The sequence below is a fragment of the Pseudodonghicola sp. genome, from assembly GCF_048268305.1.
Classification (GTDB): Bacteria; Pseudomonadota; Alphaproteobacteria; order Rhodobacterales; family Rhodobacteraceae; genus Pseudodonghicola.
The window spans coordinates 172,279-194,815 of sequence record NZ_JBLWVT010000004.1; the positions used below are offsets into that span (position 1 = coordinate 172,279).

20 protein-coding genes are annotated in these 22,537 nt (G+C 68.3%); 14 read left to right on the forward strand and 6 right to left on the reverse strand.

Features of this window, described 5'->3' with window-relative positions; all coding sequences use genetic code 11:
• Positions 1-3: 3 nt before the first annotated feature.
• Together ACN0V4_RS08970 and ACN0V4_RS08975 are read right to left on the reverse strand one after the other, a co-directional pair.
• Positions 4-1,539 carry an ABC transporter substrate-binding protein gene (locus tag ACN0V4_RS08970; protein WP_417675186.1) on the reverse strand — a complete coding sequence of 512 codons (1,536 nt, stop codon included), beginning with the start codon at positions 1,537-1,539 and terminating at the stop codon, positions 4-6.
• A gap of 84 nt (positions 1,540-1,623) precedes the next feature.
• The gene (locus tag ACN0V4_RS08975) at positions 1,624-2,802 is read right to left on the reverse strand and encodes a M24 family metallopeptidase (RefSeq protein ID WP_417675188.1); all 1,179 of its coding nucleotides are present in this window, start codon (positions 2,800-2,802) and stop codon (positions 1,624-1,626) included.
• 250 nt (positions 2,803-3,052) lie between these two features.
• Between ACN0V4_RS08975 and ACN0V4_RS08980 the strand changes: the two genes are divergently transcribed.
• Genes ACN0V4_RS08980 through ACN0V4_RS09000 form a run of 5 tightly spaced genes read left to right on the forward strand, consistent with a single transcriptional unit; the run spans position 3,053 to position 7,692 of the window.
• The gene (locus ACN0V4_RS08980) at positions 3,053-3,703 is read left to right on the forward strand and encodes a GntR family transcriptional regulator (protein ID WP_417675190.1); all 651 of its coding nucleotides are present in this window, start codon (positions 3,053-3,055) and stop codon (positions 3,701-3,703) included.
• Entirely contained in the window at positions 3,700-5,046 is a 1,347-nt protein-coding gene (locus ACN0V4_RS08985) for a hydantoinase/carbamoylase family amidase (protein WP_417675192.1), read from the forward strand. Before ACN0V4_RS08980 ends, ACN0V4_RS08985 begins: the two co-directional genes overlap by 4 nt.
• Positions 5,043-5,960, forward strand: coding sequence for an NAD(P)-dependent oxidoreductase (locus ACN0V4_RS08990; RefSeq protein ID WP_417675193.1), 918 nt, complete (start codon positions 5,043-5,045; stop codon positions 5,958-5,960). Before ACN0V4_RS08985 ends, ACN0V4_RS08990 begins: the two co-directional genes overlap by 4 nt.
• A 5-nt stretch (positions 5,961-5,965) precedes the next feature.
• Positions 5,966-6,703 (forward strand): 5-oxoprolinase subunit PxpB, encoded by a 738-nt coding sequence (pxpB, locus tag ACN0V4_RS08995; protein WP_417675195.1) that lies wholly within the window; start codon positions 5,966-5,968, stop codon positions 6,701-6,703.
• On the forward strand, positions 6,700-7,692 hold the full coding sequence (locus ACN0V4_RS09000; protein WP_417675197.1) for a biotin-dependent carboxyltransferase family protein: 993 nt from the start codon (positions 6,700-6,702) through the stop codon (positions 7,690-7,692). Before pxpB ends, ACN0V4_RS09000 begins: the two co-directional genes overlap by 4 nt.
• Here the strand turns inward: ACN0V4_RS09000 and ACN0V4_RS09005 are convergent.
• On the reverse strand, positions 7,683-8,465 hold the full coding sequence (locus ACN0V4_RS09005) for a LamB/YcsF family protein (protein ID WP_417675199.1): 783 nt from the start codon (positions 8,463-8,465) through the stop codon (positions 7,683-7,685). The genes ACN0V4_RS09000 and ACN0V4_RS09005 overlap by 10 nt on opposite strands.
• A gap of 143 nt (positions 8,466-8,608) precedes the next feature.
• On the opposite strand from ACN0V4_RS09005, the gene ACN0V4_RS09010 reads away from it, so the two are divergent.
• From ACN0V4_RS09010 to ACN0V4_RS09030, 5 genes are all read left to right on the forward strand, one after another.
• On the forward strand, positions 8,609-9,313 hold the full coding sequence (locus ACN0V4_RS09010; RefSeq protein WP_417675201.1) for a type 1 glutamine amidotransferase: 705 nt from the start codon (positions 8,609-8,611) through the stop codon (positions 9,311-9,313).
• A gap of 3 nt (positions 9,314-9,316) precedes the next feature.
• Positions 9,317-10,453, forward strand: coding sequence for a M24 family metallopeptidase (locus ACN0V4_RS09015; protein WP_417675203.1), 1,137 nt, complete (start codon positions 9,317-9,319; stop codon positions 10,451-10,453).
• 35 nt (positions 10,454-10,488) lie between these two features.
• On the forward strand, positions 10,489-11,409 hold the full coding sequence (locus ACN0V4_RS09020; protein WP_417675686.1) for a dihydrodipicolinate synthase family protein: 921 nt from the start codon (positions 10,489-10,491) through the stop codon (positions 11,407-11,409).
• On the forward strand, positions 11,409-12,185 hold the full coding sequence (locus ACN0V4_RS09025; RefSeq protein ID WP_417675205.1) for an SDR family oxidoreductase: 777 nt from the start codon (positions 11,409-11,411) through the stop codon (positions 12,183-12,185). Before ACN0V4_RS09020 ends, ACN0V4_RS09025 begins: the two co-directional genes overlap by 1 nt.
• Before the next feature lie 272 nt (positions 12,186-12,457).
• Positions 12,458-14,956, forward strand: a complete 2,499-nt coding sequence (locus ACN0V4_RS09030; protein WP_417675688.1) for a cation:proton antiporter — start codon at positions 12,458-12,460, stop codon at positions 14,954-14,956.
• Between the two features lie 23 nt (positions 14,957-14,979).
• Here the strand turns inward: ACN0V4_RS09030 and ACN0V4_RS09035 are convergent, their stop codons facing one another.
• Positions 14,980-15,912 carry a LysR family transcriptional regulator gene (locus tag ACN0V4_RS09035; protein WP_417675207.1) on the reverse strand — a complete coding sequence of 311 codons (933 nt, stop codon included), beginning with the start codon at positions 15,910-15,912 and terminating at the stop codon, positions 14,980-14,982.
• 173 nt (positions 15,913-16,085) lie between these two features.
• On the opposite strand from ACN0V4_RS09035, the gene ACN0V4_RS09040 reads away from it, so the two are divergent.
• The 4 genes from ACN0V4_RS09040 to ACN0V4_RS09055 all read left to right on the forward strand — a co-directional run bounded on the left by ACN0V4_RS09040 (position 16,086) and on the right by ACN0V4_RS09055 (position 20,370).
• Positions 16,086-16,535, forward strand: a complete 450-nt coding sequence (locus ACN0V4_RS09040) for a tripartite tricarboxylate transporter TctB family protein (RefSeq protein ID WP_417675209.1) — start codon at positions 16,086-16,088, stop codon at positions 16,533-16,535.
• A gap of 7 nt (positions 16,536-16,542) precedes the next feature.
• A complete protein-coding gene (locus ACN0V4_RS09045) occupies positions 16,543-18,084 on the forward strand; it encodes a tripartite tricarboxylate transporter permease (protein WP_417675211.1) in 1,542 nt (513 codons plus the stop codon).
• Positions 18,085-18,102: 18 nt separating this feature from the next.
• Positions 18,103-19,071 (forward strand): Bug family tripartite tricarboxylate transporter substrate binding protein, encoded by a 969-nt coding sequence (locus tag ACN0V4_RS09050; RefSeq protein WP_417675213.1) that lies wholly within the window; start codon positions 18,103-18,105, stop codon positions 19,069-19,071.
• A gap of 96 nt (positions 19,072-19,167) precedes the next feature.
• The gene (locus ACN0V4_RS09055) at positions 19,168-20,370 is read left to right on the forward strand and encodes a CaiB/BaiF CoA transferase family protein (protein ID WP_417675215.1); all 1,203 of its coding nucleotides are present in this window, start codon (positions 19,168-19,170) and stop codon (positions 20,368-20,370) included.
• Between the two features lie 109 nt (positions 20,371-20,479).
• Here ACN0V4_RS09055 and ACN0V4_RS09060 read toward each other — a convergent pair whose 3' ends face one another.
• Positions 20,480-21,523 (reverse strand): FecCD family ABC transporter permease, encoded by a 1,044-nt coding sequence (locus ACN0V4_RS09060; RefSeq protein ID WP_417675217.1) that lies wholly within the window; start codon positions 21,521-21,523, stop codon positions 20,480-20,482.
• Entirely contained in the window at positions 21,520-22,530 is a 1,011-nt protein-coding gene (locus ACN0V4_RS09065; RefSeq protein ID WP_417675219.1) for a FecCD family ABC transporter permease, read from the reverse strand. Before ACN0V4_RS09065 ends, ACN0V4_RS09060 begins: the two co-directional genes overlap by 4 nt.
• Positions 22,531-22,537: the final 7 nt, after the last annotated feature.

Below are 22,537 nucleotides of genomic sequence, written 5' to 3' on the forward strand. Positions count from 1 at the left end.
GTCTTACTGGTCGAGCCAGACGTTCTCGACGAAGAAATAGCGTGAAATCGGCGCCACCTCCCAGTCGTGGGTGCTGTCGCGGCTGGCGGTCAGCACGTCTTCGAAGAAGGGCACGATATAGGGGGTATCGCGCAGCTCCATCGCCTGCGCCTCGGCATAGATCTTGGCGCGTTCCGTCGGATCGGTGATCGACCGGCCCTTGGCGATCAGCGAGTCGAACTCGACATTCTTCCACTCGGTGTCCTGATAGGAGGCGTCCGAGGTCAGCAGCAGATTATAGGTGGCGTCGATGGTCGGCTGCATGCCCCAATAGCCGATATAGAACGGCCCCTTCATCCAGACGTTGGCCAGATAGGTGTCATGCGGCATCGTCTCGATCTTGATGGTGAAACCGGCGGCGGCGGCGGTCTGCTGCAGCGCGATGGCGGTCTGGGTGCGGATCGCCGGCCGGTCCGAGGCCACCAGCGTCACCTCGATCCCGTTGGGATAGCCGGCCTCGGCCAGCAGCGCGCGGGCGCCCTCTGGGTCATAATCGATCACCGGCTTTTCGGTGGCATATTGCAGCTCGGGCGGTACGAGGCTGTCATAGGCGGGGCGGCCCAGACCTTCGAGGATGATATCGACCAGCAGGTCACGGTCGACCGCCTTGGCCAATGCCTTGCGTATCCGGATGTCGGACCAGGGCTCGGCATCCTGACGCATCACGATGCAGACATAGCGACCCGAGTTCACCCGCTTGGCGTCGATCCCGGCGCTGGCGGCGATGCGCTGGAAATCGGCCTGCTGCACGGTCAGCATCACGTCGGTGGCGCCGGACAGGAAGTTCGCGGTCTCGGCCGTCAGATCGGGGAAGAGCATCATCTCGACCGCGTCGAGATAAGGCTTGCCGGGAATATAATAGGCCGCGTGCTTGACCATGCGCACCATGCGAGCGCTGTCATAAGTCTCCAGCTTGAAGGGGCCGGTGCCGTTCACGCTGGTTTCCAGCGCCGTCAGATCGCCCTCCAGTGCCTTGCGCGACAGGATGCAGGCATTGGCATGCGCGGTCGAGAACGGCAGGTCGGCGAAGGGCGCCGACAGGGTGAAGCGCACGGTCAGATCGTTCAGTGCCTCGACCTTCTCCACCATCTTCAGCACCGAGGTGGCCGAGGCCGGGATGTCCGGGTTCAGGATCGCCTCATAGGTGGCGACCACATCGTCGGCGGTGAGCGGCGAGCCATCGTGAAAGGTCACACCGGCGCGCAGGTGATAGGTGAATTCGGTCGCATCCGCCGAGGCATCCCAGCTTTCCGCCAGATCGGGATGCGGCTGGCTGTCGAGCCCGATCCGCGTCAGCCGGGAATAGAGCATGTCGATGCAGGGATATTCCGCCGGTCCCGACAGGGTCAGCGGGTTCAGCGTGGCGATGCGGGTGGAGTGGCTGATCTTCAGCGTTCCGCCGGGTTTGGGAGCGGTCTGCCCGAAGGACATCGAAGGCAACGCGGTGGTGGCGGCAAGCCCCATCAGCACATGGCGGCGTTTCAAGGTCAGGTGGTTCACGGGATACTCTCCTGTCAGGTTGGGCCCCGGGGGGAGGGGGGCAGATGGGCACTTTGGCGGCCCGGTCTTATTGGCCTTGCGGCGCTACGCGATGACGGTCAGGTCGTCGGGCAGATCGGTGAGGCGCTCGGGCGCGCCTTCGGTGACAAGCAGGGTATGGCCCACGCCCATGGCAAGGCCGCTGTCCTGATTGCCGTTCATCACGTGATAGAACAGCGTCATGCCGGGTTCGCAGAGCGTGGCGCTGCCGGAATAGATCATCGGCGGCACGTCCATCGAGGTGGGCGCATAGGAGATGCCGACCGAATAGCCGGTGGCGCCATAGCGCGAGGCGGCGAAGCCGGCGCGGTCGAGGTGATCGGCATAGCAGTCGAAGATCTCGCCCAGCGAGGTGCCCGGGCGGGCGAGGTCGGTCATCCGCGCCAGCGCCTCGCGGGCGACGTCATACATGCGGCGCTGTTCGTCGTTGAGCCGGCCCAGCACGATCAGCCATTCGGTCTTGACGTTGTAATGCTTCAGCGGCACCGGATATTCGACCAGGATCTGGTCGTTGGCCTCAAGCCGGCGCGGATTGGTGACGCCGCGCCCGAAGACCGCGCGTTCGCCGGAGTTGAAAAGCGGCGCGTTCGGCGGCATGTCGGCCCCGTCGCCCAGGATCGAGGCGAGGTATTCCGCCTTCAGATCGCTGTCGAGAATGCCGGGGCGGGCCGCTGCGATCACCCGGCTCAGCGCGCGGTCGCAGATCTTGCCGGCCTGGCGCATGATCTCGATCTCGGCCGGGGATTTCACCACCCGCAGCTTGCGGATCAGCTGGTCGTCATCCTCCAGCCGGCACCAGTCGCCAAAGCTCTGCTGGCAGCGCCAGAGGTTCCAGCCGGTCAGCCCGTGGGTGTTCAGCTCGATCGCCACCCGGGCGCCCTTCAGCCCATGTTCGTCCAGGATCGCCTTGAGGTCCTCGGCCGGATTGGCGTCGTCGGCGTCCCACCAGATGCGGATATCCTCGATGGTCGAGGTCATCCGCGCCTGGATCAGGTCGGGCCGCCGCGTCAGCAGCACGATGGGCCGGTCGTCGGCGGTGACCAGCGCGCATTGGAAGAAGACGAAACCGCCGCTGTCATAGCCGGTCAGCCAGAACAGGCTTTCCTGCGAGAACACCAGCATCGCGTCCAGCCCGCGATCGGCCAGCGTCTTGCGCAGCCGCGCCTGACGCGCGTCCAGCTCGCTGCGCGCGAAGGGCAGCATGCTCTGGGGGGCAAAGGCCAAATCCAGATCCTCTCCTGTGATGGCGCCGACGTTACCCGCCGTGCGACTCGGTTTATGGGGCGACCTTAGAAAGTGGTATACCACTAGTCAACCAATGGAATTCTATTTGCATGTTATGCCGGGACTGGGCTAATCGGGGGGAACTGTTTAGCGTTCCGGGCGATTGGAACGACAAGGATGGACGCCGAGGTTCCGGGTGCCTGTGCTTCCCTTTGGGGGGCTGAGACCCGCGGCGGATAAAGGGAGCGTGATGCTGAACTCGCCCGATAAACGGCTTGCTCTGCAGGCCTATGAGGCCATCCTCAAGCTGATTGAGGATGGCGATGCGCGTCCCGGCGACCTGGTGACCGAACGGCGGCTGGCTGACCGGTTGTCGATGTCGCGCACGCCGGTGCGCGATGCGCTGCTGATGCTCGAAGGCGAGGGGCTGTTGATTCGTCAGGGCAGCCGTGGCCTGCAGGTCAAGCAGATGCGGATCGAGGAATACATGGATGCGCTGCAGATCCGCCTGCTGCTGGAACCGCCGGTGGCGCGGATGGCGGCGGGCAAGGTGCCGCAGGCCGAAATCGACGCTCTGCGTGCCGAGTTGGAGGCGCTTCTCGCCGCCGGCCAGGGGCAGGCCGACCGCGCCGTGGTGCGGGATCTGGACGAAAACCTGCACGGTGGACTGGCGCGGGCGGTGGGCAATCCGCAACTGGCCCATATCATCCAGACGGTACGACGGCAGACCCAGATGTTCGACCTGCGTGCCATGCCCGAGCGGCTGGAGGACACCTGTCGTGAACACCTCAAGGTTCTGGCGGCGATCGAGGCTGGCGATGGCGCGGCCGCCGAGGCGGCGATGGCCGAGCATCTGGGACGCGTGCAGGACAGTATCATCAAGAGATTGACGCGCAGATGACCACCGCCCCGATGCAGAACCTGACCCGGGCGCAGGATGCGCCGGGCGCCGCGCCGCTGTCGGCAACGGCGCCGATGCCCGATATCGCGCTTGCGGTCCGGCTGTTCGACGAACTCAGGGTCCGCACCGGCGGTGGCCGCCCGGAACGCGGCATCACCCGCGCCTCCTATGGGCTGGGCGAGCAGATCGCCCATGAGATGGTTCAGCGCGAGGCGCGCCGGCTCGGGATGAGCTGCGAGATCGACGCGGGCTGTAACCTCTATATGACGCTCAAGGGGCAGCAGGAGGGGCCGGCGGTGATGGTCGGCTCGCATCTGGATTCGGTGCCCTCGGGGGGCAATTTCGACGGCGCCGCCGGGGTCTTGGCGGGGCTCGCGGTGGCCTCGGGCTTCGTCAAGGCGGGGTTGCGGCCGGCGCGCGATCTGGTGGTCGTGGCGATCCGGGCCGAGGAAAGCACCTGGTTCGGTGCCTCCTATATCGGGAGCCGCGCCGCCTTCGGTGCGCTTCGGGGCGAGGAGCTGGATAGTGTGCGCCGCGCCGGCGACGGCATCCCGCTGGGGGCGGCCATCGCCTCGGCCGGGGGCGATACCGACCGCCTGCGCGCCGGGCAGGGCTATCTCGATCCGACCATGATCGCCGCCTTTGTCGAGCCGCATATCGAACAGGGGCGGGTGCTGGCGGAGGAAGGGCGCGCCCTTGGTCTGGTCACCGGCATCCGTGGCAGCTTCCGCCATCGCCAGGCCTGGTGCGAGGGCAGCTATTCCCACTCCGGCGCCACCCCGCGCAGCCACCGGCAGGATGCGGTCCTGGCCACCGCCCGGCTGGTCGTCGCGCTGGACGAGGCCTGGAAACGGCTTGCCGCCGCGGGGCGTGATCTGGCGGTGACCTTCGGTCAGATCGGCACCGACCGCGATCAGGCGGCCTTTTCCAAGGTCGCGGGGCGGGTCGATTTCTCGGTCGACATTCGCAGCGAAGAGCCGGATACGCTCGACCTGATGCGTGGCGAACTGGCCCGCGCCGTGGCCGAGGTCGAGGCGGAATGCGACGTGCATTTTCATCTGGGGCCGGAGACGTCGAGCCAACCGGCGCGGATGGATCGGGGGCTGATCGCCCAATTCGCCCGCATCGCCGCCGAGCAGGAAATCGACGCCCGGCCGATGGCCTGCGGCGCCGGCCATGACGCCGCCGTCTTCGCCCAGCATGGGGTGGCAACGGCCATGCTCTTCATCCGTAACCGCAACGGCAGCCATAACCCTTTCGAGGCGATGGAGATCGAGGATTTCGCCGAGGCTGCGCGCCTGCTCTCGGTCTTCTGCGCCGAAGGTCCGGAGACCAACCGATGAAATGCGTGATCCTGCAACCGATCGACCGGCGTGGCCTCGATATCCTGACCGAGGGCGGGGTGGAGCCGGTCTTGGCGCCCTCGACCGATCTGGAGGTGCTGGCGCCGCTGCTTGCCGGGGCCGAGGCCGCGATTACCCGCAACTGGGGTTTCCCGCCTGCGGCTTTCGATCTGGCGCCCGCCCTGCGGGTGCTGGGCGTGCATGGCACCGGGACTGACCGGGTGGCGATGGATATCGCCCGCGCGCGCGGCATCCCGGTGGTCACTACCCCCGGCGCCAACGCGCAGAGCGTGGCGGAACATGCGCTGGGGCTGATGTTGGCGGTGGCGCGCGGCATCCCGGTCTCGGACCGGGCCATGCAGGCGGGGGATTACGACTTTCGCGAAAGGTTCCGCGGCGTCGAGTTGTCTGGGCTCTGCCTTGGGCTTTGGGGCTGGGGCAAGATCTCGCAGTTGTTCGCGCCGATGGCCCGCGCCCTTGGGATGCGGGTGCTGGTCCAGTCCACCCATGCCGATCCAGCCGCGCTGGCGGCGGAGGGGTATGAGATGGCCCGCGACGTGGGCGACCTGCTGGCGCGGTCGGACGTGCTGTCGTTGCATGGTCGTCCGGGGCCAATTCCGGTGCTGGGTCCGGCCGAGATCGCGGCGATGCGCCCGGGCGCCATTCTGGTCAATACCGGCCGCGGTGCCCTGGTCGATGAGGCGGCGCTGGCCGAGGCGTTGCGCGCGGGCCGGATTTTCGGCGCCGGGCTCGATGTCTTCACCCGCGAACCGCTGCCCGACGACAGCCCGCTTTATGATTGCCCTCGGCTGATCATGACCCCGCATGTCGGCGGCAGCACCGAGGCGGCGTTGATCCGCACCGCCAGCACGGTGGCGCGCGGCGTTCTGGCGGCGCTGCGGGGGCAGGGCTAGGGGCGATGTCGCCGCTGCCCGATCCGCGCATCCTGCCCTGTGGCGACAGCGCGCTGAGCGTGGATTTCGGCAATCTGATTTCGCTCCCCGTCAACCGCCGGGTCCATGCGCTCGACGCCGCCCTGACTGCCACCGCCCTGTCGGGGGTGATCGAGGCGGTGCCGAGCTATCGCGCGCTGACCGTGTATTTCGACCCCTTGGCGATCGCCTATGACGATCTGGTGGCCGAGCTTTGGGGGCTGATCCGGCAGACCGCCGGGGCTGCCGATCGGTCGCCGCGCCGCTGGCGGGTGCCGGTGGTTTTCGGCGGGCCCTGGGGCGAGGATCTGGCGGATTGCGCCGATCTGCTGGGGCTGAGTGAGGCGGGCTATGTCGAGGCCTTCGTTGCCGAGACTTTCCAGGTGATGATGATCGGCTTCATGCCCGGTTTCGCCTATCTCGCCGGCCTGCCCGAGGCGATGGCGCGGCCGCGGCGCGCGGTGCCCCGGCCGCGCATTCCCGCCGGATCGGTCAGCATCGGCGGCGCCCAGGCCGCCATCGGCAGTGTCGCGGGGCCGAGCGGCTGGCACCTGCTGGGCCGCACCCCCGCCTTGCCCTTCCTGCCGGGGCGCGACCCGCTGTTCCTGTTCGACGCCGGCGACGAAATCCGCTTCGAGCCGATCCCGGCAGAAGATTGGGACCGGCTGGCCGAGGCCGCCCGCCAGGGCGCGCCGGTGATCCGTGCCGGGGAGGCCGGGACATGACCTCGCTCCGGGTCGAGGCCGCCTCTGGCGGGGTGACGCTGCAGGATTTCGGCCGCTTCGGCTGGCGCCGCCATGGCATCTCCACCGCCGGGGCGATGGACCGGCTGGCGCTGGCCACGGCCAATGCGCTGGTCGGCAATGCGCCGGACATGGCCGGGATCGAGGCCGCGCTTGGTGGCTGCCGGCTGCGGGTGGGGGAGCGGTCGGTGCTGGTCGCAGCCGCCGGTCCCGGGGTGACGCTCATCATCGACAGCCGCGTCATTCCTGCCGGCCAGTCAGCCGAGGCCGCGCCGGGCGCGCTGATCACCCTCGTCCCACCCCGGGGCGGGGTCTATGGCTATCTCGCCATCGCCGGCGGGGTCGATCTGGCCGGGCAGATGGGCAGCCTGTCGACCCACCGCCGGTCCGGCGTCGGTGCGGCGCCCATCGCGGTGGGCGACCTCTTGCCGCTGTGCGGCACGCCGCCGGGGGCGCAGCCATTGTCCTTCGACCGCTTACCCGACCACGAACCGGGCCCGATCCGGGTGATGGCCGGGCCGCAGGACGATTGGTTCGGGGCGGAGGCGCTGGCGCGGCTCTGCGCCACCGATTGGCGGGTGGCGCCGCGGTCCGACCGGATGGGGCTGTTCCTTGAGGGCGGCGCATTGGCGACGCGGGCGGAGTCGATGGTCACCGACGGGGTGATGCCCGGCAGCATCCAGGTGCCGCCGGCGGGCGCGCCGATCGTTCTGATGCGCGACTGCCAGACCACCGGCGGCTATCCCAAGATCGCCACCGTCATCAGCGCCGATCTCGACCGGCTGGCGCAGATCGGTCCGGGGCAGGGGCTGCACTTTGCGGTGGTGAGCCGCGATCAGGCGCTGGAGGCGCTGCGCACCGCCCGCGCCCGGATTGCCGCACTGCGCCCGGGGCCGGCCTTTCGGTCCCCCGATACCGCCCGGCTGCTGCGCGAAAACCTGATCAGCGGGGTCTGGGGCGGTCAGCCCTGAGAGGAGCCCTGACAGAGCGATGAGCGGATGGCATAGCCAGCCGCCGTCAGCCCCTCACGCAGCAGGCGCGCCATGCTGACCGCATGCGGGCTGTCGCCATGCACGCAGATGCTGTCGATCTCCACTGCCAGATGCGAGCCGTCGGTCGCGGTCAGCTGTTTGCTCTCGACCATCTCGACGATCCGCGCCAGCGCTTCCTCCGGGTCGTGGATCATCGCGCCCGGCTGGCTGCGCGGGGTCAGGTTGAACCCGGGGGCATAGCTGCGATCGGCATAGATCTCGTTGATCGGGCGCAGCCCCAGCGCCTCCGCCGCCCGCGCCGTGGCGGTGCCCGGCATCACCATGAAGGCGAGCGAGGGGTCGACCGCGCGGATCGCGCGGCCCACCGCCAGCGCCAGATCGTCGTCATCGGCACAGGCGTTTCCCAGTGCGCCATGGGTCTTTACATGGGTCGGCCGGTGACCGACCAGCGCCGCCATGCCGGCAAAGGCGCCGATCTGATAGGCGACCAGATTCTCGACCTCGGCCACCGTGATCCCCGGCACCGGCCGTCGACCGAAGCCCGCCAGATCGGCATAGCCCGGATGCGCCCCCACCGCGACGCCATGGTCGCGTGCGGCAACAAGGGTGGCGCGCATGGTCTGCGGATCGCCGGCATGGGCGCCACAGGCGATATTGGCGGTGCTGACGATCTTCAGCATCGCGGCGTCGTCGCCCATCGCCCAGGGGCCGAATCCCTCGCCGAGATCGGCATTCAGATCGAGTGATATCATCCTCTCTACCCTTCCGTGTCCGGCCCGAGACTGTCGGCGCATTTGCTTGATTGTCAATCGGTCTCTCGATGGTATACCAATGGCGCACAAATGAGCAACACCGGCCGGCCCGGCCGGCCGCCCGCGACGCTGAAGGAGGCCCGATGTCCCACAAACGCCTGCTCTATCTTGGCAATGGCCGGCAATTGCAGTCGGTCGCCAAGCTCGACGATCGATTCGAGGGCTGGGGCCTTTCGGTCGACCGCCGCTGGGCCTTCGGCGGCGATTTTCCCGACAGTCTCGACGGCTATGATGGCATCTTCCTGTCCGGCAGCCCGCATGGTGCCTATGAGGCGATCGACTGGATCGACCGCGAACACGACCTGATCCGCGCGGCGGCAGACCGGGATATCCCGATGTTCGGCATCTGCTTCGGCCATCAGATCCTGGCCTCGGCCCTCTGCGGCAGGGATCAGGTGTTCCGCCGCGATTCCTGCGAGATCGGCTATGAGGACCTGAGCGTCACCGAGGCCGCCCGCGACGATGCCCTGGCGCAGGATTGGGGTGACCGCGTGCGCATGTTCGTCTGGCACAATGACGAGGTGCGCGGCGATCATCCCGACATGGTGATCCTGGCCCGCAGCGCGATCTGCCCCAATCACGTCTGGCGCCACCGCAGCCATCGCGCCTGGGGTGTTCAGGGCCATCCGGAGGTGACCCGCGCCCAGGCGCCGATCTGGTTCGAGGACAACCGCGCGCGGATGACGCGCGACGGCGGTGACGTCGACGCTTTCATCGCCCAGGCCGATCCGGCGCTCGAGGCGAAATCCATGATCACCCGATTTGCAGAACTCGTGAAGAAAGGCTGAGACATGGTCCAGACCGCCTATTGGTTCGATCCTGCGGAATATCGCGCCCGGCTGGTCCGGGTGCAGGCCGCGCTCAGGGCGCGGGGGCTGGATGCCATGCTGGCCTTCCTGCCCGAGACCGTCACCTGGGTGACCGGCTATTTCACCCGCGCCTATGGCACCTTCCAGTTCGCCATCATCCCGGCCGAGGGAGAGCCGACGCTCTTTGCCCGCGATGTCGAGGCCTATTATCTCGACAGCACCTGCGTCTTTCCCGACCGGGTGCTGTGGACGGATAGCGATGATCGGCTGGCGGTCGCCGTCGGGGCGGTGACCTCGCGGGTGGGCAAGGCCGCGGCGATCGGGGTCGAAAAGGGCGCCTGGGTGCTGAACGCCGCCCGCTGGGAGGCGATCGCGGCGGCCCTGCCCGGCGCGCGGATCGAGGATACCTCCGACCTCGTGGCCGATATGCGCAAGATCAAGTCCGAGGCCGAGATCGCCTATCAGCGCGTTGCCGCCCGCGCCGCCGAAGCTGGCATGCGCGCCGGGATCGACACCGCCGGCACCGGCGTCAGCGAACGCGAGATGGCGGCGGAGATCTGCGCCGCGATGATCCGCGCGGGGTCCGACCTGCCGGGGCCGGGGGTGCTCTCCTCGGGCGAGCGGGCCTTTCACCTGCACGGCGGCTATTCCGACCGGGTGATGCAGCGCGGCGATATCATCCAGCTCGAGGTGACGCCGAACAATCACCACTATCACGCCCGCTTCATGCGCCCGATCCGGGTGGCGGAGGCGAGCGATGCCGATGTCGCCCTGGCCGAGAAGCTGATCGGGATTCAGGACGCCGCCATCGCCGCGGTGCGTCCCGGCGTGCCGGCGACACTGCCCGACGCAATTTACCGTGACGGGGTCCTCTCGGCGGGGCTGCGGGAGACCTATACCAACAAGACCTTCTATTCGGTGGGGCTGTTGCTGCAGCCGAACGGTGGCGAACCGCTCGAGGCGCATCCCGCCGCCACCTGGGCCTTTGAGGAGAACATGGTGTTCCACACCTATGTGCTCGCCCGGGGCTTCGGCATGTCCGAAACCATCCGCGTCACCGCCGAGGGGGCGGAGCGGCTGACCAATTTCGACCGCCAATTGTTCGTCACCGCCAGCTGAGGCGCATCATTTCCGAGGGAGGGCCGCAGATGGCCATGATCAGTGAAACCACGCGCGGGGTCTTCGTCATCTCGGTGACCCCGTTCCACCTCGATGGCAGCATCGACTGGCAGAGCCTCGACCGGGTGACCGATTTCTATTTCGAGACCGGTGCCGACGGGCTCACCATCCTGGGCATGATGGGCGAGGCGCCGAAGATGACGCAGGCCGAATCGATCGAGCTCAGCCGCCGCATCATCACCCGCGCCGAAGGCCGGCCGGTGGTGGTGGGCGTCTCGGCCCCGGGGCTCGCGGCACTGCGCGATCTGTCGGTGGCGGCGATGGACATGGGGGCGGCGGGCGTCATGGTGGCGCCGCCCGGCAGCCTGAAGACCGACCCGCAGATCCATGGCTATTACGGTCAGGTCACTGACACGCTGGGGGCCGATATCCCGGTGGTGCTGCAGGATTTCCCGCTGAGCACCGGGGTGCATATCAGCGACGACATCCTTGGCCGGATCATCGAGGATTACCCTTCGATCAAGATGCTCAAGCACGAGGATTGGCCGGGGCTCGGCAAGATCACCCGCCTCCGCGCGGCCGAGGCGGCGGGGCGGCGGCGGATCTCCATCCTCTGCGGCAATGGTGGCGGTTTCCTGGTCGAGGAGATGGGGCGCGGTGCCGACGGGGCGATGACCGGCTTCGGCTATCCCGAGATGATGGTGCAGGTGGTCGATCTGATGGGCAGGGGAGAGGAAACGCGCGCCCGCGATCTCTTCGACGCTTATCTGCCGCTGATCCGCTATGAATCCCAGCCCGGGCTGGGGCTGGCGGTGCGCAAGCACGTGCTGGCGCGACGCGGCGCCATCGCCTCGCCGGCGCTCAGGCGACCGGGCGCCGGGCTCGATCCCCTCTCGGTGGCCGAGGTCGATCTGATGATGACCCGGCTGGAGCAACGACTGAAGGAGCTGAACTGATGGATCTGGGGCTGACCGGCAAACGCGCGCTGGTGCTGGGGGCGAGCCGGGGGCTGGGCGCCGCATCGGCGAGGGAACTGGCGCTGGAGGGGGCGGAGGTCTTCGCCGCCGCCCGCACTCCTGCCGCGATCACCGATTGGGCGGCGGCGGCGGGGCTGGCCGGCAAGGTCACTCCGGTCGCGCTCGACCTCACCGACGCGGGGGCGGTGGCGGCGCTGGGCGAGACCATGGCCGAGGCCGGCATCGACATCCTGGTGAACAATTGCGGCGGCCCCGTCGCCGGCCCCGCCGAGGGCCAGAGCCGGGCCGCCTGGCTCGCCGCCTATGAGGCGATGGCGCTGCCGGTCTTCGCGCTGACCGACGCGCTGCTACCGGGGATGATCGCGCGCGGCTTCGGGCGGGTCGTCACCATCGGATCCTCCGGCATCGTCGCACCGATCCCCGGCCTGGCGCTGTCCAACGGCGTGCGCGGCGCCATCGCTGGCTGGTCCAAGACGCTGGCGGCCGAGGTCGCGGCGCAGGGCGTCACCGTCAACATGGTGCTGCCGGGCCGCATCGGCACCGACCGGGTGCGCGAGCTGGACGCCGGCAAGGCCGCCAAGAGCGGTCAGCCGGTCGAGGCGGTGGTCGCGGCCTCCAAGGCCACCATCCCGGCCGGTCGCTATGGCGATCCGGCGGAATTTGCCGCCGCCGTCGCCTTCCTGGCTTCGATCCGGGCCAGCTATATCACCGGGTCGATGATCCGGGTCGACGGTGGACTGCTGCGCAACCTCTGATCCCGTCGCCGGCCCCTTCGGGGGTCGGTGCCCATGCTCTTTGCCCGCGCCGACAGCGAGCAGGCGCCAGTTTCGCCGACACCTGGGCAAGGCGTCGCCGGGCCTGAGCGCGGCTCCGTCCAGAATAGACCGGCATGGGTGCGCCCACCCGCTGGCGAAAGGGCGCCGATTGCGCCCTCTCGGGCCCTTGAGCCCGCGGCGCCCTGCAGAATAGTGCCGAAGGTGACGATTGTTCCTTTAAAGATGTGCTTTTTTCGCTTTATTCCAAGACTATGGACATCATCGTCGTCACCACCGTCATCGCGTCGTTGTTCCTTGTCATCGGGCTGGCCGAGCCATTGGCCGCGCGGTTGCGGGTGCCCTATAGCGTGATCCTCGCCGCGCTCGGGATTCTCATCGCCTCGGGGGCGATCTTCTTTCTGCGGACCCCGCTGACCGATGCGCTGAACCCGGTGGCCGAGGCGATCCTGAACCTGCCGATCCGTTCGAACGTCTTCCTCTATGTCTTCCTGCCGACCCTGCTGTTTCAGGCGACGATCGGGATGGATCTGCGGCGGATGCTGGACGACTGGGTGCCCATCCTGGTGATGGCGGTGGTTGCCGTGGTGGTCGCCACGCTGTCGGTGGGCTTTGCCCTGTCCTGGACCAGCTCGCTGCCGCTGGTCGCCTGCCTGCTGGTGGGGGCCATCGTCTCGACCACCGACCCCTCGGCGGTGATCTCGATCTTCCGGTCGCTGTCGGCGCCCAAGCGGCTGGCGCGGATCATCGAGGGGGAGAGCCTGCTGAACGACGCCGCCGCCATCGCGCTGTTCGGGTTCTTCATGGGCTTCGTCATGCTGGGCCTGCCGGATCCGACCCTGCGCGACGCGCTGACCCGGTTTCCGATCCTGATCGGCGGCGGCGCGATCACCGGCTGGATCATCGCGCGCGTCTCGATCTGGCTGATGAGCCTGTTCGGGCGCTATGAGCTGGCGCTGATGTCGGTCTCGGTCTCGCTGCCCTATCTCGCCTATATCGTCGCGGAACAGAGCATCGGCGCCTCGGGCGTGATCGCGGTGGTGGCGGCGGGGCTGACGCTCAACCTGGCCGGGCCGGGGCGGCTGCCGCCGCAGGCCTGGGGCAATCTGCGCGAGATCTGGGGCCTGCTGGCCCATTGGGCCGGGGCGCTGATCTTTATCCTCGCGGCGCTGCTGATCCCGCGCCTGCTGGAAGAGCTGCGGCTTTCCGATTTCGCGCTGATCGGCGTGGTGGTGCTGGCCGCCATGGTGGCGCGGGCGGCGATCCTGTTCGGCCTGTTGCCGCTGCTGACCGCCCTGCGCGCCTCGCCGGCGGTCGAACGCCCCTATCGCGTCGCGATCCTCTGGGGTGGTCTGCGCGGGGCGGTGACGCTGGCGCTGGCCCTGGCGGTGACCGAGAGCTTCCGGGTGCCGGCCGATGTGAAACGTCTGGTCGGCATTCTGGCGACCGGCTTCACGCTTTTCACCCTGATCGTCCAGGGGGTCACCCTGCGCAGCGTGATCCGCTGGCTCGGGCTTGACCGGCTGTCGCCGGTCGATCAGGCGCTGTCAAAGCAGGTCGTCGCCGTCGCGCTGCAGACGGTGCGCGAGGATGTCGCCAGGACGACCGAGAACTATGAACTGGGCCACGACATCGTGCGGGCCGAGGCCAAGCGGTTCGGTGACCGTCTGGAGAGCGCGGTGAAAGAGGCCGAGGACAGTACCGAGATCCTCGACCGCGATCGGGTCACGCTGGGCCTGCTGGCGCTGGCCGGGGCGGAGCGCGACACCATCATCGCCCGGGTGCGCGAACACACGATCTCGGCCCGGCTGGCGGAACAGCTGCTGTCGGATGCCGACGGGTTGATCGAGGCCACCCATTCCGGCGGGCGCACCGGCTATCGCAAGGCGGCGCGCGAAAGCATCGGCTATGGCCGGACCTTCCGGCTCGCGGTGATGCTGCACAACCGCCTCGGCATCTCGCGGCCGCTGGCCCGGCTCACCGCCGACCGTTTCGAGCTGCTGCTGTCGCAGCAACTGATCCTGCGCGACCTGGACAGTTTCATCGACGGCCGCATCCGCCGCATCCATGGCCGCCGGGTGTCCGACCTGCTGCACGAGCTGCTTGGCCGCCGGACCGAGGCGGTGAAAACCGCGCTCGATGGGCTGCGCCTGCAATATCCGGGCTATGCCGAAGAGCTGGAGCGCCGCTTCATCCGCCGCACCGCCCTGCGGCTGGAGGAGCGGGAATATGCCATCATGCGCGCCGACGGGCTGATCGGATCGGAGTTGCACACCGCGCTGATGCAAAGCATTGCCGACCGCCGCGCCGCCGCCGAAGACCGGCCCAAGCTTGACCTGACGATGCAGCGGACCGAACTGGTCCGGCAGTTCCCCCTGTTCGCCGATCTCGATGAAGAGGCGCTGGCCAAGCTCGCCAAGGGGCTCAGCACGCGCTATGTCGGCGCCGGCGAGACGGTGATCCGCCGGGACGGGCCGGCGCGCAGCGTCTTCTTCATCGCCTCGGGCGCGATCGAATTGCAAAACGCCGGGCAGACCTGGCGCCTTGGCCGTGGCGAGATGTTCGGCCAGATGGCGATCCTGATGAACAGACCGCGCCGGGTCGAGGCGAAGGCGATCGCGCCGACCACGCTGCTTGTGCTCGACGAACAGCGGTTCCGCCGTCTGCTGCAAGGCAGCCCGATGCTGCAGGAGGCAGTGCGCGCCAGCGCCGAAAAGCGCGGCATCGCGCCGGAGAAGCTGCTTGCGGACTAGATGTCGCGCCGCCCGCGCCGGCCTTAGCGGCAGACCTGCAGCAAGGCATCGCGCAGCAGATGCAGCGCCGGCAGATCGTCGATTTCCTTCAGGGTGACCGCGCAGATCCGGATCGGCGGCAGAAAGAGATCCGGGGTCACCAACGGCACGATCCTGCCCCCGGCAATCTGTGAATCCAACACGACGCGCGGCACACAGATCAGCAGTTCGATCTCCTGGGCCAGGATCAGTTGCGATGTCGGATCGGCCGAGACTTCGACCACCGGCAGCGGCGCCGAAACACCGCAATTGCGAAAGGCGGTCTCGATGGTGCCCCGGTTGTTGGTGTCGCCCGAGGGCAGCGCCCAGGGCCATTGCGTCAGCTCGGTCGCCAATACCTCGGCGCGCTGGGCGAGCGGATGATCGACCGAACATGCCACCACCAGGTCGGTTTCGGTCAAAGGCTCATAGCGCAGCAGATCGGCCACCTCAGCCGGCATCGCCGCCCAGTCCACCCGCCCGACATAGCAATCCAGCTCTCCGTCGAGCAGACGTGACATCATGTTGTCGACGGTGCCTGCCTCCAGCCGGAACCGGATACCGGCACGATGCGCCTCGAGCTGGCGCAGCGCCGCGGGCAAGAGCCGGAACAGGCTTGCCGGATTGGTGCCGACCCGCACCACCGACGGCAGATCCGTGGCCAGATCGGCGGCGAGGTGATCGAAGACCGCCAGACCGGCCCGCGCCCGCTGCAAGGCCACCCGCCCGAGCGGCGTCAGCGCCGCCCCGCGGACAGAGCGATCGACCAGCGTCACGCCGAAGGCATATTCCAGGTCCTTCAGCATCTGCGATACCGCCGGTTGGGTCAGGTTCATCGCCTCGCCCACCGCGCGCAACGACCGGTGACGGTCGATCAGCTCCAGCAGCCGGAGTTGGCGCAGACGCAGGTGATCGAGATGCGGCGAGATCGAAGGCATAAGAAATATCTATCACATTCAAGAAAGTTCCGACTACTCCTTTTCACCCTGGCTCGCTACCCCTGAGAGAGAGGAGAGACCGCGACCGGAGCAAGCCCCGGAGGCGGAGGAACAGAGGGTGCGCACCCTGTCGACCAGTTGACCCGCGCCCGCTGTCACATGGGAGGACAGTCATGAAACGAGCCGACCTCATTTCGGGGGCGATACTTGCGGCGTTCGGTCTGCTGATGCTGATCGTCGTCATCCCCGCACAGATCGAAACCGCGCCCGACGGCTTCGTTTCGCCGCGCCTGGTGCCCAATCTGGCGATGATCCTCGTCACCGGGCTGTCGCTGCTCCTAGTGGTGAAAAACCTGCGTCCGAGCGGGGACAGCGCCTGGGCGCCAGCCACCGTGTTTTCGCGCGGCGAGATGATCGCCCTGCTGAAGATCGGTGCCGTCTTCGCCGTCAGCCTCGCGGCCTTCCTGTTCGGCTCGCCGCTGGTCGCCGGGATCGTCCTGGTCGCCGGTACGCTGCTGCTGTTGGGCGAGCGTCGTCCGCTGATCCTTATCCTGATGCCGGCGGCGTTGCTGCTGGCGATCTGGGCGCTGTTCTACAAGCTGCTCGGCAGCCCGATCGTGTGAGCGCGTCATGGACCATCTGATCACCGGCTTTCAGAACGTGCTGACGCCCTCGACCCTGTTCTGGGTCACCGTGGGGGTGACGCTGGGCTATGTGCTGGGGGCGCTGCCGGGGCTGGGCAAGGCCACCGGAATCGCGGTGGCGATCCCGATGACCTTCTATCTGTCCCCGGTCGCGGCCATCGCCATGCTGATCGGCATCGCCAAGGGCAGCGCGGCGGGCAGCGCGGTTTCGGCGATCCTGCTGAACACCCCGGGCGAGCCGTCCTCGGCGCCCACCGCGCTTGACGGCTATCCGCTGGCGCGGCAGGGCAAGGCGCAGAAGGCGCTCAAGATGGGGCTTTTCGCCTCGGTCATCGGCGATTTCCTGTCGACCATCGTATTGATCGTGCTGGCGGCGCCGCTGGCGCATTATGCGCTGCTGATCGGCCCGGTCGAACTCTGCGCCATCCTGCTGTTCTCGCTGACCTTCATCGGCGGGCTCGCCGGGCGGTCGATGCTCAAGGGGCTGATCGCCGCCGCCTTCGGCGTCTTCTTCGCCACCATCGGGATCGAGACCGAGACCTTTATCCCGCGATTGACCTTCGGCATGATGGAGCTGGACGACGGGATTTCGCTGGTGCCGATGGCAATCGGCATGTTGGCGGTCGCCGAGATGGTGATCCAGGCCGGCAATGCTCATGCGATCGACCGCGAGGCGACCGAGATCGGCGACGGCACCTCACCCGACGACCGGCGGGTGACCCGGGACGAATGGCGCCGCTGTCTGCCGGTGATCGCGCGCGGCACGCTGATCGGCTCGATCGTCGGCATCCTGCCCGGACTGGGCGCCAGCGTCGGGTCGTTCCTGTCCTATGGCGCCACCCAGCGCGCCTCGAAGACACCCGAGAAATTCGGCACTGGCATGATCGAAGGTATCGCCGCGGCCGAAAGTGCCGACAATGCGGTGGTGCCGTCCAGCTTCGTGCCGCTGTTCGCGCTGGGGATCCCCGGCAGCGTGATCGCCGCCATCCTGATCGCCGCGCTCACGCTCCACGGGCTGACGCCGGGGCCGATGATGTTCGTCGAACAGCCGCAACTGGTGGCCGATCTCTATGCCGCGATGCTCTGCGCCAGCGCGATCCTGCTGGCCGTCGGCTATGCCGGCCAGCGCATCTTTGCCCAGATCATCCGGGTGCCGGTGCGGCTGATCATCCCGGTGGTGCTGCTGCTGTGCTGCATCGGCGCCTATATGGAGACCAACAGCCTGTTCTCGATCTATCTGATGCTGGCCTTCGCCGTGCTGGGCTTTTTCGCCCGCAAGCTGGAGTTCTCTTTCGTCACCTTTCTGATCGGCTTCGTGATCGGCCCCAATCTGGAGCTGACCTTCCGCCAATCGCTGCAGATCCTGAACCACGACCCGTTGCGCCTGCTGGGCCACCCGATCGCGCTTGTCTTCGGTCTGCTGACCATCGCGACGGTCGCCATGATCAACCGCAGCAACAGCCGGCTTGCCAGGCGGCAGGCGGCCCGGGCCGAGACGACGGCGACCACCGAACATTCGCATATCTGAACACTGGGAGGAAAACAGATGCGCAAGACCAACAGAAGACAGCTCTTGGCGGTCGCGACGGCGGCGCTCTTGGCGCTCGCCGGGCTGGAGCCATCCACCGCCACCGCCGGCGATTACCCGGATCGCCCGATCACCATGCTGGTGGGCTACAAGGCCGGCGGCCAGACCGATCTGGTCGGGCGCGGCGTGGCCAAGGTGTTGGCCGAACAGCTCGGCGTGCCGGTCAATGTGGTGAACAAGCCCGGTGGCGGCGGCATTCTCGCCGCGCACGAGCTGCGCAAGGCCAAGCCCGACGGCTATACCATCCTGCTGCACTCCAGCAGCGTGATCAATACCGAGCCCTTCGTGATGGCGCGGGTGGATTTCAAGCCGGATGATTTCGACTATGCCGGCATGATCACCGCCTATCAGGTCGCGCTCGCGACGCAGAAGGACGCGCCCTATGACAACCTGGCCGAATTCGTCACCTGGGCCAAGGCGCATCCGGGGTTCAGCTATGGTTCGCTCAGCCCGACGGCGCGGATGACCATGGAAGTGATCGCCAAGCAGGAGGGGCTTGATGTGAACATCGTGCCGCTCAAGGGCGGTGGCGACATGCTGAATGCGCTTCTGGGCAATCAGGTGGCCTTGGTCATGTCCGGCGGCATCCATTACAAATACCCCGATCAGCTCAAGTCGATCGCGGCGCTGACCACCTTCCGCCATCCCTCCGCCCCCGATGTCGAGACCATCAACGAGGCCGGTTATCCGCTGGGCATGGATTCGCGCACCACGCTGATCCTGCCGAAGGGCACCCCGCGCGCCGCGCTTGAACGGCTCAGCACCGCGTTGAAGGCGGCGGAGACCGATGCCGATTTCGCCAAGGTGGTCGCTGCCGCCGATATCCCGATCATGTACAGGGATCTGGATCAGGCCGCCGCCGAGATCGCAAACAGCTACGTCACCAACAAGGCGATCTTCGAGGCCGCCGGGGTCACGCCGCAGTGACCCCGCGCCCCCGCGCCTGAGGGGTCGGCAGACCGGTCAGCCCGGTCCGCCGCTCCCAGAGACTCCCCAATTGTCATCCCGAGTGTGAGGCAGACCATGTTCCAGCCGCTTGAAGGCCTTCGCGTGATTGATCTGAGCCAGGTTCTGGCCGGACCCTATGCAACCTATCAGCTCGCCCTGATGGGGGCCGAGGTGATCAAGATCGAAAAACCAGGTGAGGGCGACTGGACCCGGCAGGGCGGCCCGCTGCCCGGGCTGGCCGAACGCGGCATGGCGCTGGGGTTCCTCGGCCATAACGCCGGCAAGAAATCCGTCACCCTCGATCTGAAATCACCCGAGGGCGTCGCGCTCGCGCGCGAGCTGGTCGCCGGCGCCGATATCTTCGTCGAGAACTTCAAGCCCGGGGTTGCCGAGCGGCTGGGCCTGGGGTTCGAGGCGCTGCGCGAGATCAATCCGAAGCTGGTCTATTGTTCGATCTCCGCCTTCGGTCAGGACGGCCCCTTTCGCGACCGTCCGGCCTATGATCACGTCATCCAGGGCATGTGCGGCATCATGCTGACCACCGGCAAGCCGGGCGACGGGCCGGTCAAGGTGGGCGCGCCCTATGTCGACTATGCCACCGGCATGAACGCCGCCATGGCGATCATGGCCGGGCTGCGCGAGGTCGAGCGCACCGGCGCCGCCGTGCAGGTGGATGTGGCGATGCTCGATACCGCGCTGATGCTGATGGCCTCGCTGATGAGCATGCATCTGACCACCGGTTGGAAACCCGTTCAGAATGGAAACGAGGCCTGGAGCGCCAGCCCCTCGTCCGGCGCCTTCGACACCGCCGACGGCATTCTGATGCTGGCGGCGAACCACGACATCCAGTTCCGCCACCTGTGCCGCGCAATCGGCCGTAACGACATCCTGCGGGACGCCCGCTGGGACAGCGTTCCCGAGCGGCACAAGAACTGGCAAAGCCTGCGCGAGACGCTGGAAGACACCTTCCGCAGCAGGCCGGCGGCGGACTGGGAGCAAATCCTGGCGGCCGCCGCGGTACCTGCCGGCCGCATCCGCGGCATGGACGAAATGCTGGCCGAGCCGCAGATCGCCGCCCGCGGCCTGACCCGCGAGATCCGGGTCGAGGGCCATGACGGGCCGATCCATATCCCGACCCTGAGCTTCAAGGCCAATGGCGAGAACGGCACGACCGATCTGCCGCCCCGCCCGCTGGGCGCCGATACCGAGGCAGTGCTGCGCGCCGCTGGCGTCACTCAGGACCGGCTCGACGCGCTGCGGGCGGCGAAGGTGGTGTAAGCCTCGTGCCGGTCCGCCTGAACGGGGGGGGCGTGAAACGACTGACGCCCCGGTTTCCCTGGTTTCCCCCCGGCAGGTGGCGCGGAGCGTGCCACATGGGCCGCCCGTGCTATCGTCCGCCCGTGCCGGGCGCGCGCGTCAGCATCCAGACCAGATAGGCGCCGCCGAGCGCGCCGGTGGTCAGCCCGATGGGCAACATCAGGTTCATGGGCGCCCGTTGGCTCAGCAGGTCGGCCGCCAGCAGGAGCACCGCACCGGCAAGCGCGCCGGTGACAATGGGGATTTCGGGCGCGCGGCTCAGCCGGCGGGCCAGTTGCGGTGCCGCCAAGGCGACAAAGGCGATCGGGCCGGTGGCGGCGGGGGCCACCGCCGTCAGCCCGACCGCCGCCAGCACCAGCAGCAGCCGCGTCCGCTCCGGCCGGATGCCGAGCTGGCTGGCCAGATCGTCGCCCATCTCCAGCATCGCAAGGCGTCGGGCGTTCAGGATCACCAGCGGCGCAAACAGGATCAGCCCCACCAGCACCGGCAGCGCATGGGCCCAGCTGCGCGCCGACAGTGATCCGGCCAGCCAGATCTGGGCCGAGATCGCCTGATCGAGATCGCCCTTCACCATCAGCAGCGTGTTCAACCCGGTCAGGATGGCGCCGACGCCGATGCCGATCAGGATCAGCCGATAGCCGCCGGTGCTGCCATCCTTGCGCGCCAGCAGCATCACGATGGCCGCCGTCATCAGCCCGCTTGCCACCGCCGCGGTGGCGGTCTGGGCGGCGCCGGCGTTGAAGAGGATGATCTGTGCGATGGCGCCGGTCGCCGCCCCGGTGGTGAAGCCGATGACATCGGGCGACCCCAGCGCATTGCGCGACAGCGACTGGAACACCGCGCCGGCCATCCCCAGCGAGGCGCCGACCAGCGCCGCCGTCGCCACCCGGGGCAGCCGGATGCGCTGGACCACCCGCGCGGCCATCGGATCGTCTCCCGTCCCGGTCAGGCTGGCCAATACCTCGGCGGGGGAAAGCGCGATGGTCCCGGTCCCCATGAGCAGCACGGCCAGCGCCAGGCCGATCGCGACCAGCCCCAGCGCCAGCAGCACCGCGCGCGGTCTCCAGCCGATCGACAGCCGGCCGCAGCGCAGATGTCTTTTCCCCGCGCTCACAGCCGCGCCATCCGGAAACGGCGCACCGCGAGGATGAAGAAGGGCCCGCCCAGGAGGGTGGCGAGGATGCCGGCGGCGACCTCCTCCGGGGCGGCGACGACGCGGCCGAGGATATCGGCCAGCAGCAGCATCGCCGCGGCCATCAGCGCCGCCAGCGGCAGGGTGGCGCGGGCGTCCGGCCCTGTAAAGGCGCGGGCGGCATGGGGCGCGACCAGCCCGACGAAGGCGATCGGGCCGGCGGTGGCGGTGGCCGATCCGGCCAGCACCATGACCGAAAGACAGGCGAGCGCCCAGATCCGCGCCGGGCTCAGCCCCAGGGCCTGCCCCATGTCGCGGCCCATCGCCAAGGCGTTCAGGCTGGGGCCGAGTGCCAGCGCCAGACCACCGCCGGCGATCAGCGCGCCCCACATGGTCAGGGCGGCGGCCAGCCCGCGCCCTTCGAGCGCGCCGGCGCCCCAGCTGCGGAAGACGTCGAGCACGTCGAGTGCCGCGTTCAGCAGGACGATGCCGGTGGCGGCCCCCAGCACCATCGACAGGCCGGCCCCCGCCAGCACCAGCCGTATCGGATCGGTGCCGGTCTCATGCGCGCGGCCCAGCAGGAAAACCGCGACACCGGCGAGCCCGGCGCCGAGAATGCTGAACCAGATGTAATCGGCCGTTGCCGTCAGCCCGAAGGTCGAGGCGCCCAGCACCACCGCCACGGCGGCGCCGGCGTTGATGCCCAAAAGCCCCGGTTCGGCCAACGGGTTGCGGGTGACCGCCTGGATCACCGCGCCCGCCAGTCCCAACGCCGCCCCGGCCGAGATTGCCAGCAGGGTGCGCGGCAGCCGCAGCTCGCGCACCACCAGATGCAGGTCGTTGCCGGGATCGAAGTGCCAAAGCGCCGCCAGCACCTGCGCCGGCGGCACCGGTCGCGATCCGATGGTCAGGCTCGCAAGGCTCAGCCCCGCCACCACCAGGGCAGCCAGCCACAGCCCGCGCCGCGCGCTGCGGCGGCTGGGGGTCATCGGCGGG

What these genes read in the sequence shown, in the direction of transcription:
- ACN0V4_RS09000 (WP_417675197.1), top strand. Translation starts at nt 6,700, where the DNA reads ATGACCTCGCTCCGGGTCGAGGCCGCCTCTGGCGGGGTGACGCTGCAG.
- ACN0V4_RS09030 (WP_417675688.1), top strand. Translation starts at nt 12,458, where the DNA reads ATGGACATCATCGTCGTCACCACCGTCATCGCGTCGTTGTTCCTTGTC.
- ACN0V4_RS09040 (WP_417675209.1), top strand. Translation starts at nt 16,086, where the DNA reads ATGAAACGAGCCGACCTCATTTCGGGGGCGATACTTGCGGCGTTCGGT.
- ACN0V4_RS09055 (WP_417675215.1), top strand. Translation starts at nt 19,168, where the DNA reads ATGTTCCAGCCGCTTGAAGGCCTTCGCGTGATTGATCTGAGCCAGGTT.
- ACN0V4_RS09035 (WP_417675207.1), bottom strand. Translation starts at nt 15,912, where the DNA reads ATGCCTTCGATCTCGCCGCATCTCGATCACCTGCGTCTGCGCCAACTC.
- ACN0V4_RS09015 (WP_417675203.1), top strand. Translation starts at nt 9,317, where the DNA reads ATGGTCCAGACCGCCTATTGGTTCGATCCTGCGGAATATCGCGCCCGG.
- ACN0V4_RS09045 (WP_417675211.1), top strand. Translation starts at nt 16,543, where the DNA reads ATGGACCATCTGATCACCGGCTTTCAGAACGTGCTGACGCCCTCGACC.
- ACN0V4_RS09065 (WP_417675219.1), bottom strand. Translation starts at nt 22,530, where the DNA reads ATGACCCCCAGCCGCCGCAGCGCGCGGCGCGGGCTGTGGCTGGCTGCC.
- ACN0V4_RS08980 (WP_417675190.1), top strand. Translation starts at nt 3,053, where the DNA reads ATGCTGAACTCGCCCGATAAACGGCTTGCTCTGCAGGCCTATGAGGCC.
- pxpB (WP_417675195.1), top strand. Translation starts at nt 5,966, where the DNA reads ATGTCGCCGCTGCCCGATCCGCGCATCCTGCCCTGTGGCGACAGCGCG.
- ACN0V4_RS09005 (WP_417675199.1), bottom strand. Translation starts at nt 8,465, where the DNA reads ATGATATCACTCGATCTGAATGCCGATCTCGGCGAGGGATTCGGCCCC.
- ACN0V4_RS08990 (WP_417675193.1), top strand. Translation starts at nt 5,043, where the DNA reads ATGAAATGCGTGATCCTGCAACCGATCGACCGGCGTGGCCTCGATATC.
- ACN0V4_RS08985 (WP_417675192.1), top strand. Translation starts at nt 3,700, where the DNA reads ATGACCACCGCCCCGATGCAGAACCTGACCCGGGCGCAGGATGCGCCG.
- ACN0V4_RS09020 (WP_417675686.1), top strand. Translation starts at nt 10,489, where the DNA reads ATGATCAGTGAAACCACGCGCGGGGTCTTCGTCATCTCGGTGACCCCG.
- ACN0V4_RS09050 (WP_417675213.1), top strand. Translation starts at nt 18,103, where the DNA reads ATGCGCAAGACCAACAGAAGACAGCTCTTGGCGGTCGCGACGGCGGCG.
- ACN0V4_RS09025 (WP_417675205.1), top strand. Translation starts at nt 11,409, where the DNA reads ATGGATCTGGGGCTGACCGGCAAACGCGCGCTGGTGCTGGGGGCGAGC.
- ACN0V4_RS09010 (WP_417675201.1), top strand. Translation starts at nt 8,609, where the DNA reads ATGTCCCACAAACGCCTGCTCTATCTTGGCAATGGCCGGCAATTGCAG.